This window comes from Gordonia sp. YC-XJ4, assembly GCF_059511865.1.
Map to the genome: position 1 here is coordinate 1,917,521 of NZ_CM183447.1, position 14,862 is coordinate 1,932,382.

At 66.2% G+C, this 14,862-nt stretch carries 15 protein-coding genes; 5 read left to right on the forward strand and 10 right to left on the reverse strand.

The genetic code is table 11. From position 1 onward, the window contains the following. Window positions 1-83 precede the first annotated feature (83 nt). Entirely contained in the window at window positions 84-773 is a 690-nt protein-coding gene (locus AC5ZH6_RS08415; protein ID WP_020674412.1) for a TetR/AcrR family transcriptional regulator, read from the forward strand. Window positions 774-779: 6 nt separating this feature from the next. Here AC5ZH6_RS08415 and AC5ZH6_RS08420 read toward each other — a convergent pair whose 3' ends face one another. The 3 genes from AC5ZH6_RS08420 to AC5ZH6_RS08430 form a co-directional block, all read right to left on the reverse strand. Beyond that, on the reverse strand, window positions 780-2,030 hold the full coding sequence (locus AC5ZH6_RS08420) for an MCE family protein (RefSeq protein WP_006372254.1): 1,251 nt from the start codon (window positions 2,028-2,030) through the stop codon (window positions 780-782). Window positions 2,031-2,178: 148 nt separating this feature from the next. Continuing rightward, complete coding sequence (locus AC5ZH6_RS08425; RefSeq protein WP_094602265.1) at window positions 2,179-3,696, reverse strand: class I adenylate-forming enzyme family protein; 1,518 nt, start codon at window positions 3,694-3,696, stop codon at window positions 2,179-2,181. Window positions 3,697-3,706: 10 nt separating this feature from the next. After that, window positions 3,707-4,666 (reverse strand): phosphotriesterase family protein, encoded by a 960-nt coding sequence (locus AC5ZH6_RS08430; protein WP_020171759.1) that lies wholly within the window; start codon window positions 4,664-4,666, stop codon window positions 3,707-3,709. Between the two features lie 194 nt (window positions 4,667-4,860). Between AC5ZH6_RS08430 and AC5ZH6_RS08435 the strand changes: the two genes are divergently transcribed. Beyond that, complete coding sequence (locus AC5ZH6_RS08435; protein WP_014359451.1) at window positions 4,861-5,859, forward strand: L,D-transpeptidase family protein; 999 nt, start codon at window positions 4,861-4,863, stop codon at window positions 5,857-5,859. A 72-nt stretch (window positions 5,860-5,931) separates the two neighbouring features. Here AC5ZH6_RS08435 and AC5ZH6_RS08440 read toward each other — a convergent pair whose 3' ends face one another. Beyond that, window positions 5,932-6,666: a PIG-L deacetylase family protein gene (locus tag AC5ZH6_RS08440; protein ID WP_006372250.1), complete on the reverse strand. Its 735-nt coding sequence runs from the start codon at window positions 6,664-6,666 to the stop codon at window positions 5,932-5,934. A gap of 42 nt (window positions 6,667-6,708) precedes the next feature. Next, the gene (locus tag AC5ZH6_RS08445) at window positions 6,709-8,109 is read right to left on the reverse strand and encodes a class II fumarate hydratase (protein WP_006372249.1); all 1,401 of its coding nucleotides are present in this window, start codon (window positions 8,107-8,109) and stop codon (window positions 6,709-6,711) included. 222 nt (window positions 8,110-8,331) lie between these two features. Here AC5ZH6_RS08445 and AC5ZH6_RS08450 point away from each other — a divergent pair, with 222 nt between their 5' ends. Continuing rightward, window positions 8,332-9,282 (forward strand): type IV toxin-antitoxin system AbiEi family antitoxin domain-containing protein, encoded by a 951-nt coding sequence (locus AC5ZH6_RS08450; protein WP_020171758.1) that lies wholly within the window; start codon window positions 8,332-8,334, stop codon window positions 9,280-9,282. A gap of 42 nt (window positions 9,283-9,324) precedes the next feature. Here AC5ZH6_RS08450 and AC5ZH6_RS08455 read toward each other — a convergent pair whose 3' ends face one another. Both AC5ZH6_RS08455 and AC5ZH6_RS08460 read right to left on the reverse strand, forming a co-directional pair. Continuing rightward, complete coding sequence (locus AC5ZH6_RS08455) at window positions 9,325-11,025, reverse strand: fumarate hydratase (protein ID WP_006372247.1); 1,701 nt, start codon at window positions 11,023-11,025, stop codon at window positions 9,325-9,327. A 22-nt stretch (window positions 11,026-11,047) separates the two neighbouring features. After that, window positions 11,048-11,911: a LysR family transcriptional regulator gene (locus AC5ZH6_RS08460; RefSeq protein WP_006372246.1), complete on the reverse strand. Its 864-nt coding sequence runs from the start codon at window positions 11,909-11,911 to the stop codon at window positions 11,048-11,050. A 70-nt stretch (window positions 11,912-11,981) separates the two neighbouring features. Here AC5ZH6_RS08460 and AC5ZH6_RS08465 point away from each other — a divergent pair, with 70 nt between their 5' ends. Next, the gene (locus AC5ZH6_RS08465; protein WP_020171757.1) at window positions 11,982-12,350 is read left to right on the forward strand and encodes a nuclear transport factor 2 family protein; all 369 of its coding nucleotides are present in this window, start codon (window positions 11,982-11,984) and stop codon (window positions 12,348-12,350) included. Between the two features lie 47 nt (window positions 12,351-12,397). Here AC5ZH6_RS08465 and AC5ZH6_RS08470 read toward each other — a convergent pair whose 3' ends face one another. Together AC5ZH6_RS08470 and glpX are read right to left on the reverse strand one after the other, a co-directional pair. Further along, complete coding sequence (locus AC5ZH6_RS08470; protein ID WP_006372244.1) at window positions 12,398-12,583, reverse strand: hypothetical protein; 186 nt, start codon at window positions 12,581-12,583, stop codon at window positions 12,398-12,400. Window positions 12,584-12,613: 30 nt separating this feature from the next. After that, window positions 12,614-13,609, reverse strand: a complete 996-nt coding sequence (gene glpX, locus AC5ZH6_RS08475; RefSeq protein WP_014359458.1) for a class II fructose-bisphosphatase — start codon at window positions 13,607-13,609, stop codon at window positions 12,614-12,616. A 168-nt stretch (window positions 13,610-13,777) separates the two neighbouring features. Between glpX and AC5ZH6_RS08480 the strand changes: the two genes are divergently transcribed. After that, window positions 13,778-14,350, forward strand: coding sequence for a DUF4245 domain-containing protein (locus tag AC5ZH6_RS08480; protein WP_006372242.1), 573 nt, complete (start codon window positions 13,778-13,780; stop codon window positions 14,348-14,350). 11 nt (window positions 14,351-14,361) lie between these two features. Here the strand turns inward: AC5ZH6_RS08480 and AC5ZH6_RS08485 are convergent, their stop codons facing one another. Then, window positions 14,362-14,844, reverse strand: coding sequence for a GNAT family N-acetyltransferase (locus tag AC5ZH6_RS08485; RefSeq protein WP_006372241.1), 483 nt, complete (start codon window positions 14,842-14,844; stop codon window positions 14,362-14,364). Window positions 14,845-14,862: the final 18 nt, after the last annotated feature.

Here is a 14,862-nt window from a genome sequence, read left to right on the forward strand (position 1 = left end):
TGACTGCACGTGATTCGCGCGCGGTGGGGACACAGCCGTTGGAGACACAGCCGGTGGGGACACAGCCGGTGGGGACACAGCCGGTGGGGACACAGCAGGTGGGGGAGCAGCCACTACCCCCGCTGGCGGTGACCGACGGCGACAAGGCCCCGCCGGTGACCGCGCGCGGCGAGCGCACCCGCGCCGCCCTGATCGCCGCCGCGCGAAGGATTTTCGAGCGCGACGGCTTCTCCGACGCGAGACTCACCGACATCACGGCCGAGGCGAAGTGCTCGACGGGAACCTTCTACACCTATTTCGACAGCAAGGAAGAGGTGCTCGACGCCGTCCTCGCGCTCGCCCACGAGGACATGCTGCATCCCGGGCTCCCGCACGTCGAGACCGATCCGCACGAGGATCCTTATGCGGTGCTCGAGGCCGCCAACCGCGCGTACTTCGAGGCGTACAAGCGAAACGCCAGGTTACGGCTCGTTCTCGAGCAGGTGACCGCCAACATCCCGGAGTTCCGTGAGAAGCGGCGTCAGCGTGGGCTCGTGTTCGCCACCCGAAATGCCAGGCACATCAAGGATCTTCAGGACCGCGGCCTCGCCGATCCCGAACTCGACCCGCTGGCGGCGGCGAGCGCGCTCTCGGGCATGGTCTCGCGGATGGCCTATCAGGCCTTCGCACTCGGCGACAACGCCGATCTGGACCAGATGGTGTTCACCGCAACCCGGTTGTGGGCCAACGCCATCGGTCTACGGAGTGGTGATCGCCGACCGCCTCGGCGGTGATCGCCCTCAGGCCGGCCGGACGCCCATGAGCGCGGCCAGTTGCCGGGCCAGTGGGGTCAGGTCGAGGCGGTCGGGGTCCTTCTTGGGTGTCGAATCCCACGGCTGCGGCGTGTTCGGATTGGCGTAGATGGTTCGTGCCGCACTGCGGACGCCCGTCGGATTGCCTTGTGGGACAGTGCATCCGGCGCCGGTGTTGAACGGGAAGTCGTCATAACGGATGTCGAAATCCGGGTTCGCACGTTTCATCTCGTCGATGATGCGGGTGGTGCCCTCGTATCCCTGAGTGCACGCCGGTGGGTTGTTCGTCTCGAGCACGACACCGAAATGGATCTGCCCGTCGCCGGGGGCGGTGGAGTGGCTGCCGGCCGAGATGTTGGACAGCATCGCGAACGTCAAAGATGTGGTGTAGGTGGCAGGTCGGAGCGTACGCGTCACCGACGCCAGGTCGTGGACAACCTTTGCGGCATCACCACCGTTGCGCTGCACCAGTTCTGAGAGCCGACTGGCCGAGGCGTTCCCGGTGGTCAGCAGGCGGCGCAGGTCGGGATCGGATGCCGACAGCGTCGCCGTGAGGACGTCGAGCCCATGTGACCAGGTGAGAATGGCGTCGGACTGGTCGGCCTGGGTGGCCAGTACCGAATTCGCGTCGCGAATCAATCCGATCGTCGCGGGTAGATTGTCGGCACCGTCGGCGGCCAGCGTCGACAACGAGTCGACGAGCCGGGACAGGTTGTCGCTTTGTCCGTTCAGCGCTTTCCCGAGTTCGGTGATCACGGTGTGCAGGTCGTCGAGTGGTATCGATTGCGCGAGTCGCACGGTGGAGGCCACCACCTCATCGAGGGGTGGTGGCACCGAGGACCTCGTGATCGTGGACCCGTCGTGGAGGTGCGCATCGTCATCGCCGCGGGTCGGCTGGAGGTCGATGAACTGTTCGCCGATCGCGGATCGGTTGGCGACGACCGCCATTGCCGACGCCGGGACCTTCGCCGCTCCCGAGTCCAGCTGGAGTTCGACGTCGACGCCGTCGCGCGTGAGATGTAGCGGCCCGACGCGGCCGACCGGTATGCCGAGGTAGGTAACCTCGGCATTGGTGAAGATGCCCCCGGAATCGGGGAGATGTGCGGTCACCGTGTAGACCCCGACACCGACGACGCGGTTCACGTGGACCAGCCAGATCCCCGCCACCACACTGACCACCAGTCCGAGGACGACGATCGCGGTGATCTGAAGTCGCGCAATCCGACTCAGCGGTGGCATGTGTGAGGACCCGACCCTTCCGCCTCGCGTTCTCGCGAGGCCGGTCGAACATTACTCGGGGGTAAGGTTCGGCAGCCAGGTCTCTGTGGTCAACGCCGCGATGAGCCTCCACTATGACGGGCGACATAGCGCGGTGGTGGGTCCGTGATCAGTGCGGAACCGAGGCCAACGGTGCGCGGTCGATGGCCCGCTTGAGGATCTTGCCGGTTGCCCCCTTGGGGAGTTCGTCGACGACGTGCACGATGCGCGGCACCTTGTAGGCCGACAGGCGTTCCTTTGCCCACTCGCGCAACGCGTCCTGCTCGATCGTGGCACCCGGGCGCACCGCGACGACCGCGGCGATCTCCTCGCCGTAATGGTCGTCGGGTACCCCGATGACGGCAACCTCGACGATGTCGGGGTGGGTGTAGAGGACCTCCTCGACCTCACGGGGATACACGTTGTAGCCGCCGCGGATGATGAGGTCTTTGGCGCGATCGACGATGCGGACGTCGCCGTCGGCGTCCATCGAGCCCAGATCACCGGTGCGCAGCCATCCGTCGACGAGCTCGGCCGCGGTGGCGTCGGGCCGATTCCAGTAGCCGGTCATCACCGTCGGGCCGCTGATGAAGATCTCGCCGACCTCGTCGGCGGGCAGGACGGTGCCGTCGGGGTCGCGGATCTCGATCCGGAAGCCGGGCAGCGCTGTCCCCACGGTCCCCACCTTGGGCGGACCGTCGAGATTGCGGAAGGTGGCGGTGCCCGCGGTCTCGGTGAGGCCGTAGCCCTCGAGGATGGAGCAGCCGAACCGCTCCTCGAAGACGCGGATCACCTCACCGGGAAGAGAGGCGCCGCCCGAGCAGGCCAGTCGTAGGTCGGCGAAATCGCCTGGGGTGTAGCCCCCGGTGACCTGCAGCATGGCGTTCCACATGGTGGGCACCCCGCACGCGATCGTGATGTGCTCGTCGCGCAGGCGATCCATGAACTCGGTCGGCGTGAAGGGGCTCATCAGCGACAACGTGCCCGCCCAGGTGAGTGCGCCGTGCATGACGACCACTTGACCGAAACAGTGGAACAAGGGTAACGCGGTGGCCCATCGCTCGGTGTCGTGCAGGCGCAATGGGTCGCGGAACGCCTGTGGTGCGGCGTTGACGTTCGCGATGCTCAGCTGTGCGCCCTTGGGTTTGCCGGTGGTGCCGGAGGTGTAGAGTATCACCGCGGTCTCGTGCTCGTCACGCTCGACATACGTTGTCACGCCGTCGATCTCGGTGGCATCTTCCTCGAAGGGCCGGATCTCGGCGAAGGGCAGCCCGCGCTGCTCGGCGACCGCGCGGGCATTGGTCGCACAGTCCTGCCAGGCGACGATCATCGTCGTGCCCGAATCGTCGACGACGTAATCGATCTCGGGAACCGTCGACATCACGTTCATGGTGATGACGGTGGCGCCGAGGGTGTGCAGACCGTAGTAGACGATCGGGAATTCGGGGATGGTCGGTGCGATGAGCAGGACGCGGTCCCCGGGCGCCACCCCGGCGGCGGCGAATCGGGCCGCGGCCAGGGCGATGCGGGCCCGAAGGTCGGCGTAGGTCAGCGCTCGCGGCCCGCTGCGTACCGCGATGCGATCGGGATGCTGCTCGGCGTTGTTCCACAGTGCGGCAACAGGGTTGGCTGCGACAGGGGTGTTCATGAGGTGGCTCTCACTCGAAGTAACGGCGGGGGACCTCGACGAGCATCGTGGTGATCTGCTCGTCGGAGACTCCGCGTTCACGCAGGGTCGGTAGGACGTCTTCGCTGATGTGGCGGTAATTCCACTTGGGCACCGCCTGCTTCTTGGCCTCGGGATCGAACCAGTCGATGAAGCATGCGGCGTCGTGCGCGAGACCGATGCGGTCGGCGTATCCGCGTTTGCACAGTTCGACGATGGTGTTGATGCGATCGTCGAAGGGCAACAAGACATCGAGCCCGAACCGATCCATGCCCAGGATCGACCCGGCGTCGGCGATCTTCATCAGATAATCGAGGTCGGTGCTGTCTCCGGAGTGTCCGATGACGACCTTGCTCAGATCGGCACCCTCCTCGGCGAGAACGCGCTGGGCGACGAGTCCGGATTCGGTGTGCGGATTGGTGTGCACGGTGATGGGCGCACCGGTGGCAACACTGGCCTGTCCGACCGCGCGCATCACCCGCTCGACGCCCGGGGTGAGCCCCTGTTCCTCGATGGCGCACTTCAAGAACGCCGCGCGCACGCCGGTGTCGGCGATGCCCTCGGTGAGATCGCGCACGAAATAGGTGACGAGCGGTTCGTCGACGTCGAAGAGCAAGCCCGGGCCGGTGTAATGGAACTGGAAGGGGATCTCGTTGTAGGTGTAGAGCCCGGTCGCGACGACGATGTTGAGGTCGACCTGCTCGGCGATCTTCTGGATGCGGGGGATGTACCGACCGAGACCGAGGACCGTCGGGTCGAAGATGGTGTCGATGCCCAGGGACTTGAGTTCGTTGAGGTCGCGGACGGCCTCGGCGATCTTGCGCTCTTCGTCCCAGTCGTCCTGATAGTTGAGCCGATACTCCTCGCCGACGACGAAGACGTGTTCGTGGATGAGGGTGCGACCGAGGTCGTCCGAGGAGATCGGACCGTTGACGGTGGTGACGGTGGACATGCGCTTCCCTTCGATGCGAGCGAGATCCGGTGATGCACTGTGGTCTGCATCACTGCAAGGACCCTAGTTGAGGGTGAGTTCAGATTCAAGGAGGGTGAGGTGATCGGATCCATGCCGCACCGTGACCATCGCGAGACTCATCACCTCTTGCCTTTTGCCACACTGGTGTGGTGCAGAAGTTACTGATGAGGCGAATGAGGTTTTTGGGACTAATGGTGATTGCGGTGCTGGCCGCTTTCGCCGGTGGTGCCGGCATCGCGACTGCCGCCCCATCGACCACGCCGACGACCCCGACCACGCCGGCCACTCCCGGTGCGACGCTGCCCGGCGGCATCAGCATTCCGCAGACCGGCATCCCCGAACTCGACAAAGTCCTCGACACTCTCTCCGGGACCGGCTCGTCCGGCGGTGGGACGCAGTCGAGTCAGACAAGTCAGCTGATCGTGGTGACCGCACCCAAGGCGAGTGACCAGAAGGCGACGCTCACGGCGTTCGAACGCGACTCCGCCAGTGGTAGCTGGAAGCCGGTGTTCGGGCCGACCCAGGCGTTCCTGGGGGAGGTGGGAATGGGCGAGCCCGCCGACAACGTCTACCGCACCCCGCAAGGCACCTTCGCGCTCGACCAGGCCTTCGGGCGGCTGGCCAATCCCGGCACCAAGATGCCGTATTTCCAGGTGACACAGCAGGACTGGTGGGACTCCAACATGAAGTCACCCACCTACAACACGCACGTGCACCAGGCGCAGAGTCCCGGCGGGGACAGTGAGAACCTCTACGACGCCGGACCCGCGTACGACTACGCGGTCAACATCGCGTCCAATCCGCAGCGCATCCCCGGCAAGGCGTCGGCGATCTTCCTGCATGCCAGTACCGGCGAGCCGACGATGGGTTGTGTGGCGATCGACAAGGATGTGCTGCGCAACATCTTGACCTGGCTGGATCCCGCCAAGAGCCCGAAGATCACCATCGGTGTCAATCAGGCTGCGCCCACGGGTAATGCGCCGGCGCTGACGACACCGCAGTCGACCACACCGCAATCAACGCCCCAGTCGGGAACCCCTCAATCAGGAACCCCGCAGTCGGGAACCCCGCAGTCGGGCACCACGAGTGGACTCCTCGACGACAATGCCCTGACCCAGTTGCTCAATCAACTCGTCGGCATCCTGCCGTCGATGCTGGGAGTCGGTGGCTGACAACCACATCCGTGAGGTGACGAGGCGACGCCGTCGATCCATGTGGGATCGGCGGCGTAGCCGTGTCAGTGGTCAATGGTCGGGGTCGGTGTCACCGTCGCGCACCAGTGTGAAAGCGACCGCACGTCGGCCCCCGAAATCCTCCCTGGGCGCGGTGACCTTCTCGATCTGGGCGCGGGCCTGCTCGTCGACCGGAGTGTCGGGGTCGAGGACCTCCAGATACCTCCGATGCGCGGCAAGGGATCTCACTGCAACCTCGACCTCGTCGCCGACCTCGACGGCATGGCTGGCGTTTGGACCGTTCTCGAACAGCCACCGCTGATGTGCGCGCGGTAGGAGCGCGTCGTAGGCGTCGACGACCGCAGCGGCGAACTCGATGTGGTCGCGTTGGTTGGGCGCGCCGGGTGCCCAGTGGTCGCCACCGAAGAGCGAGATGATCACGTCGGGGTCGACGGCCATGATCGTCTCGGTGATCCGGGCGCGCAGGGCCTCACTGTTGGCGATGTCGCTGTCGGGGAAGCCCCAGAATTCCACCTCGTCGACCCCGACGATGGATGCGGCTTCGCGTTGCTCCTGCTCACGCAGTGGACCGGCCTCGTCCGGGTCCATCCCCGCGATGCCTTTCTCGCCGCTGGAGGCCAGCGCGTAGACGATGCGCTTGCCCTCGCCGACCCATCGCGCCACCGCGGCGGACATCCCGTATTCGGGATCGTCTGGGTGGGCGACCAACGCCAGACCGGTGTGCCACCGGGTCGGGAAGTCGGCGAGGTCGCCGGTGCTCTGCTCGGTCGTCGTTGCGTCGCCCATCTCTGAAGACCGTAGTGCGCTCCGAGGGAGATTCGTCGCCGATCAGCGTTCGCGGTCGAGATTCGCCATCTTCAGCACGTCGAGCCGCTTGTCGAGCTCGGCCTCGCTGAGCTTGTCGCCGATGAGGCCACGGTCGATGACGGTCTGCCGAATCGTCTTGCCCTCCTTGAGGGCTTGTTTGGCGACCGCGGCCGCCTCCTCGTACCCGATCGCCGAGTTGAGCGGGGTGACGATCGACGGAGAACTCTCGGCAAGCGTCCTGAGACGCTCCTCGTGGGCGACGAGGCCGGAGATGCAGCGGTCGGCGAACAGCCGGGACACGTTGGCCAGCAACTTGAGCGACTCCAGCACGTTGCGCGCCATCATCGGGATGTACACGTTCAGCTCGAAGGCGCCGTTGCCGCCACCCCAGGTGACCGCGGCGTCGTTGCCGACGACCTGTGCGGCGACCTGGGTGACCGCCTCGGGCAGAACGGGATTGACCTTGCCGGGCATGATCGAGCTGCCGGGCTGCAGATCGGGCAGCTGGATTTCGCCGAGGCCGGTGAGTGGGCCCGACCCCATCCAGCGGACGTCGTTGGCGATCTTGGTCAGCGACACCGCGACCGTCTTCAGCTGACCCGACAGTTCGACCAGCCCGTCCCGGGCGGCCTGCGCCTCGAAGTTGTCCTTGGCGAGTGAGAGGGCGTCGACGTCGGTGAGCTTGCGCAGTTCGGCGACGACCTTGGTGCCGAAGCCGGCCGGCGCGTTGAGTCCGGTGCCGACGGCCGTTCCGCCGATCGGCAGTTCGCCGACCCGGGGGAGTGTCGAGGTGATGCGTTCGATACCGGCCTCGACCTGGCGGGCATAACCGCCGAACTCCTGGCCCAGGGTCACCGGTACCGCATCCATCAGGTGGGTGCGACCGCTCTTGACGACCTCACGCCACTCGTTCGACTTCTCCAACAGGGCCAGCCGGAGATGGTCGAGCGCCGGGATCAGATCGCTGACCGCGGCCTCGGTGGCGGCGACGTGGGTGGCGGTCGGAAAGGTGTCGTTGGACGACTGCGACATGTTGACGTGGTCGTTGGGATGGACCTCGACGCCGGCCGCCTTGGCGATCGAGGCGATGACCTCGTTGGTGTTCATGTTGGAGCTGGTGCCCGAGCCGGTCTGGAAGACATCGATGGGGAACTGGTCGTCGTGGCGGCCGTCGGCGATCTCCTTGGCCGCGGCGATGATGGCGTCGGCCTTCGCCGCATCGAGTAGCCCGAGATCCTTGTTGACCTGCGCGCACGCCGCCTTGAGCAGTCCCATCGCCCGGATCTGGGTGCGCTCGAGTGGGCGGTGGCTGATCGGGAAGTTCTCGACGGCGCGCTGGGTCTGGGCCCGCCACAGCGCGTCGACGGGGACTTTGACCTCGCCCATGGTGTCGTGCTCGATGCGGTACTGCTGCTCGGTCATGGTGCTGCGTCCTCCGATGGTCGACGGCGAGTTAGGACTACCTCAATTCACGCTACTCGTCGCGTGTGCAGCCCGGCGCGCAGGCCCGTCGACAGACCATGCCGTACTTCGGTGTCACTGGGTGACACGAAAGTACGGCACAAGTGGTGGTCTCGACCGAGTTGTCCACAGATCCTCCTCGCGGGCGACCAACGGCGCCGTCGAGCGGTCACACTGTGCGCCATGACTGTTGCTGCGCCCGACACGGCTCGTCTCGACGACCTGCTCGCGTCGCAGGACGGTGTCATCACCCGCGGGCAGGTGATCGACTGTGGATTCTCCGCAGCCTTCGTCCGCCGCATGGTGCGGCGCCGGGAATGGGCGACGGTGTTCCCCGGCGTCTATGTCGATCACACCGGGCCACTGACTGCACGACAGCGCCAGTGGAGTGCGGTACTCGACGCGTTTCCGGCGGCCCTGAGTCACTCATCGGCGATACTCGACGGCGACGTGGCGCCGACCCAGCCGGTGCACATCGTCGTAGACCGACAACGCCGGGTGACCAGACGCCAGGGTGTGGTCGTCCACTACGGGTCTCGGCTGGACGACAGGGTGCTCTGGCATGCGCGTCCCCCGCGCCTGCGTATCGAGGAGGCCGTGCTCGATGTCGTCGATGCGTCGTCGTCGGCGCGCGTCGTCGCCTGCCTGGCAGATGCGGTGCAGGCTCGCCGAACCACCGCAGACCGCCTGCTCGCGGCGCTGCGCCGCCGGCCACGGATCGCGCACCGACGGTTCGTCGAGGGCGTTCTCCGTGATGTACGGGACGGCACGTGTTCGGTTCTCGAGCACGGATACCTGACGAAAGTCGAACGGGCCCATGGTCTTCCTGCGCCGATCCGGCAGGCGCCGACCACCGTGGGACGTCGGGGCCTGCGCGATGTGGAGTACGTCGACTTCGGTCTCGTCGTCGAACTCGACGGCCGACTCGGTCACGACGGTCCGGTGGCACGCGACCGCGACCTCGAACGTGACCTCGACGCCGCGGTTCACGGCGATCGGCTGACGCTTCGTCTGGGATGGGGACAGGTGTACGAACGTCCGTGTGCCACAGCGACGAAGATCGCCCGCGCGCTGCGCGCCCGTGGATGGCGGGGAACCGTCGCCGGATGCCCGGCATGTCCGTCATCGCCGTAGATCGGTGTCACATGGTGGCATCGATCTACGGCGTGAGCCCGCTCAGCGCTCCTTCGACCGGATGCGCACCCCACCCAGCGGGACGGTCACCGCGCCGCCCGGGTCGGTGAAGAAGTCGTTGCCCTTGTCGTCGACGACGATGAACGCCGGGAAGTTCTCCACCTCGATCTTCCAGACGGCTTCCATACCGAGCTCGGGATACTCGATGACCTCCTGGCTCCTGATGCAATCGAGCGCGAGCCGTGCGGCCGGTCCACCGATCGAGCCGAGATAGAAACCACCATGTGCCGCACAGGCATTGGTGACCTGCTTGGAGCGGTTGCCCTTGGCCAGCATGACCATCGAGCCGCCCGCCGCCTGGAATTTCTCGACGTAGGAGTCCATGCGGCCGGCCGTGGTCGGTCCGAATGAGCCCGAGGCCATACCCTCCGGGGTCTTCGCCGGTCCGGCGTAGTAGACGGGGTGATCGCGCAGGTACTGCGGCATCGGTTCACCTGCGTCGAGGCGCTCGGCGATCTTGGCATGCGCAATGTCACGGGCGACGACGAGCGGGCCGGTGAGCGAAAGTCGGGTCTTGACAGGATATTTGGACAGCTCCGCCAGAATTTCGCTCATCGGGCGGTTCAGGTCGACGTCGACGACAGCGCCGCCCTCGATGTCCTCGGCGACGCCGGCGTCCGGCATGTACTGTGCGGGATCGGTTTCGAGCTGCTCGAGGAACACACCGTCGGCGGTGATCTTGCCCAATGCCTGGCGGTCCGCCGAACACGACACCGCGATCGCGACCGGACAGGAGGCGCCGTGGCGCGGCAGCCGGACGACGCGGACGTCGTGACAGAAATATTTGCCGCCGAATTGTGCTCCGATGCCGAAGGATTGGGTGAGCTTGAAAACCTCCTCCTCCAATTCCACATCCCGGAAGCCGTGGGCGGACATCGATCCCTCGGTGGGCAGGGTGTCGAGATAGTGAGCCGAGGCGTATTTCGCCGTTTTCAAGGCGAATTCGGCGGAGGTTCCGCCGATGACCACCGCGAGGTGATACGGCGGGCAGGCTGCGGTGCCGAGCGAGCGGATCTTCTCGTCCAGGAACTCCAGCAGCCGCTTGGGATTGAGGATGGCCTTGGTCTCCTGGAACAGGAACGACTTGTTGGCGCTACCGCCACCCTTCGCCATGAACAGGAACTTGTATTCGGGGCCCTTCGGTCCCTGCTCGGTGGAGTAGATCTCCACCTGCGCAGGCAGATTGGTGCCCGTGTTCTTCTCGTCGTAAGTGGTCAGCGGTGCCAGCTGCGAATACCGCAGATTGAGCTTGGTGTAGGCGTCATAGACACCGCGTGAGATCCACTCACCGTCGGTGACCCCGGTGAGCACCCCCTCGGACTTCTTGCCCATGACGATCGCGGTACCTGTGTCCTGGCACATCGGTAGCACGCCGCCGGCGGAGATGTTGACGTTCTTGAGCAGGTCGAGCGCGACGAAGCGGTCGTTGCCCGAGGACTCCGGATCGTCGATGATCTTGCGCAACTGCGCGAGGTGCGCGGGCCGCAGATAGTGGCTGATGTCGTGCATCGCCTCGGCGGTCAGCCGCTGCAACGCCTCGGGGGAGACTCTGAGGAAGGTCTGACCGTCGGCGGTGAAGGTCGAGACCCCCTCGGTGGTGATCAGTCGATACGGGGTGTCATCGGCGCCGGAGGGCAGCAAGTCGGCATAGCGGAACTCCGGAGCAAGGGCTGGTTTGCTCACGCGGAAATCCTAGCGCGGCACCTCAGAGCCGGAGCAGGGAGCGGAACGCCTGCGCAGCCGCCGACGGATCGCGACGCGAGACGACCCCGAGACTCGAGCGGGCTGCGGCGTCGGCCAGGGGCACCGCGACGATGCCGTCGAAGCCGGCCGCGGTGTTCTCGCTGAGTGCACCGACGCCGATGCCGCGTCGGGCCAGCAGGCTCACCTGGGCGGGCGTCGTCACCTCCCAGCGTGGGGTTGCGGTCATCCCGATACGAGCAGCTGCGGCATCGAGTGCGGTGCGTGCCCCGGTACCGACCGGTAGGGAGATCAGATCGGCGGTCAACAGTTGCGCGGTGTCCAGGGTCGTCGACGACGCCCACGGATGATCGGGGGCGAGGACCGCGCACAACGCATCCTCGACGATGACGCGGGTGAGCAGGTCGGCCGGTGCGTCGCCCGCCCATCCGGCAACGGCGACGTCGAGCCCGCCGTCGCGCACCGCGCGCATCAGGTCGTCGGAGAGACCCTCGATCAGTCGGACGTCGATCCCCGGGTGACTGTCGTGCATCACCGCCAGGGCGTCGACGAGCGGATCCCACGTCAGTCCGGTGACGGCTCCGACACGCAGCGATCCGGTCATCACACCGCGGATCGCGTTGGCCGTGTCGGTGACGGCGTCGATGCCGGTCAGGGCCTGGCGAATCACCGGCAGCAGTGTGCGGCCCTCCGCGGTGAGCGACACCCGCCGCGATGTGCGATCGAAGAGTGTCACGCCCAGTTCGCGTTCGAGCTTCGCGATCTGGGTGGACACCCCGGACTGGCTGACACGCACGGTCTGCGCGCCGGCGGTGAACGTGCCGGCGTCGACGACCGCGGTCACGTATCGCAACTGATGCAGTTCCATTGCTGAAAATGATAGATGCTATCCGAAAGATCTGTTGGACGGATGGACTCTCGGACTCCACCATGGAGTCATGACAGAGATGATCTCCACCACCGAGACCACCCGTACCGTCGCCGAGACCTACTTCGATGCTTGGCGCACAAGAGATTTCGACCGGTTGCGGTCGGTGCTCGCCCCCGACGTGAGCTTCGTCGGCGTCATGGGTGTCGCCGACGGCGCCGACGCCTGCCTCGCCGGGCTGCGGGGCATGGCCGAATCGATCATGGATGACCTCGTCCTGCACGCCCGAGTGGCCGACGGCGACGACGTCATCACCTGGTTCGACCTGGTGACCAAGGACGGCGCCACGTTGCCGACCGCCAACTGGAGCCATGTCGAGGACGGACTGATCACCCGCATCCGGGTCACCTTCGATCCGCGGCCACTCGGAAACGGTTGAGCCTCAGGGGTAGTGGCGCACCGGCCCGAACTGGGGCCGGTGCGCTTTCAGACGCAGTGTTCGATGTCGGCGTAGTCGCCGATCTCAGCAGCGAGAAGCTCGGCTATGCGGTGTCCCTCGGTTCGCCAGCGTGCCTCGATGGCTGAATCGCACTCCTCCGTGCTCACCGCCGTCCAGGCCGGCAGGGCCGGCTCACCGTCGGCGGCCGCCGGCTCGGTTGCGTACAGAACCACGTGTGTCGTCCGGGTGCTCCTCGCGAGGACTCAGATGCTCAGGCGTGCGTACTCGCGGAGCTTGGCGGTCTTGTGGACGGCCTCGATCCGGCGAATGGTGCCCGACTTGGAGCGCATGACCAGCGAACGCGTGGTGGCGCCGCCGGGTCGGTAGGTGACGCCGCGCAGCATGTCGCCGTTGGTGACGCCGGTCGCGCAGAAGAACGAGTTCTCACCGCTGACCAGATCGTTGGTGCCGAGCACACGGTCGAGATCGTGGCCGGCGTCGAGTGCCTTCTTGCGCTCTTCCTCGTTGCGCGGCCAGAGCTTGCCCTGGATCTCGCCGCCCATGCACTTCATCGCGACAGCGGTGATGATGCCCTCGGGGGTACCACCGACACCCATCAGCATGTCGACGGTGCTGTAGTCGCCCGCAGCGGCGATCGACCCCGCGACGTCGCCGTCGGAGATGAGGCGGATCTTGGCGCCGGCCTGTCGGATCTCGCCGATCAGATCGGCGTGGCGCGGCCGGTCGAGCACGACGACGGTCAGGTCGGCGACGTCGATGCCCTTGGCCTTGGCGACCGAGTTGATGTTCCACTCCACCGATTCGTCGATGTTGATGGCGCCCTTGGCCTCCGGCCCCACGGCGATCTTGTCCATGTAGAACACCGCCGACGGGTCGTACATGGTGCCGCGCTCGGACACCGCGATCACCGCGATCGAGTTGGGGCGGCCCTCGGCCATCAGGGTGGTCCCGTCGATGGGGTCGACCGCGACGTCGCAGTCGGGTCCGCTGCCGTCGCCGACCTCTTCGCCGTTGAACAGCATCGGGGCTTCATCCTTCTCGCCCTCACCGATCACCACGACGCCGCGCATCGACACCGTCGAGAGCAGCTCACGCATCGCGTCGACGGCGGCACCATCGCCGCCCTTCTTGTCGCCACGACCCACCCAGCGTCCGGCTGCCAACGCGGCGGCCTCGGTGACTCGCACCAACTCCATCGCGAGGTTGCGGTCAGGGGCCTGGGGGGTGGCTTCGGTCATGTCTTGGACTCCTCGGCGTGCGGCGGTGCGACTGCCCTCCATCCTCGCATGTCACCTCGATGCGCTGGTCACCGCCCGGTGTGATCGATCCGTGCGGTTGCGTGCGGCCGGTAAACGGCGGATGGGCGATTTGCCGAACGGCGTGTGTCGGCTGGAATACTGAGCCCCATGGCCCAGAAACCGCGCTATCTCGTCAGCGGTAAGGACATGATCTGGTCGATCATTCCGCTGTTGGCGATCTGCGCGCTCGTCGCGATCGCCTCGGGGAACTGCTCGGTGGGGCTCACCGGAAGTGCCTCCGACGACCGGCGCAGCCCGTTCGACGTGCAGGGTGCGCTGCTCTCGGACTCGCAGACGCTGCCCTTCCCGATCCGCAAGCCGCCGGACCCCGCCGGATGGAAACCGAGTTCGGGCAGCCGTGAGAACGTGGCCGGACACGTGGTCAGCAACGTCGGCTGGATCACCAACAGCGGTAGCTACGTGCAGCTGACCCAGACCGACGCGTCCGAGGACGAACTCGTCGACCATCTCGCCGATGGTTCGACCGTGGCCTCGGGGACCGGCACCCGTGAGATCGGTGGGCAGCGCTGGGTGACCTACAGCACCCACGACGGCAACAAATTCTGGATCACCGACCTCGGGTCGGTCCGAATCGCGGTCATGTCCACCGGTTCCGACAGCGGGATGGCCACGATGGCCGAATCGGTGATCGAGCAGCAGCCGCTGCCGGGTAGGGGTTGACGCGCACCGCGTCAGCAGTAGCGAACCATCAGATCGTTGTCAGTGCTGAATCCGCAACGTGCGTATAGCGGAACGGATTTCGAGGTCGGGGACAGAACGACCTTGGTGTAGCCTCGAGCGTCGGCGAATCTGAGTACCGCTTCGATGAGGTCGTGGCCGATGCCGCGGCCTCGATGTTCGGCAGCTACGAAGAGATGCCCGAGATATCCCCACGATCCCGCGGCAACAGACCTGGGACTGGGCATGCGCGTGTATTCGGTCAGACAGACCATGCCCACCGCGGCCGACGTTGTGCGATCCGCTGCCACGACCTCCGTAACGGCGGTCCACACCGACCGGTGCGGGGCAGTCATCCAGCGCTCAACCTCAGTGACGAACTCGGCATCGGCCGACCACGCCGGTATCTCCGGCGCGGTTTCCCGCGCCCAGGCCCATCGCAGCACGGCCACGTCGGTGGGACTGGTGCACTCGGAGATCATCGTCGCTTCGGCCACTGTGCTCCTCGTCTTCTT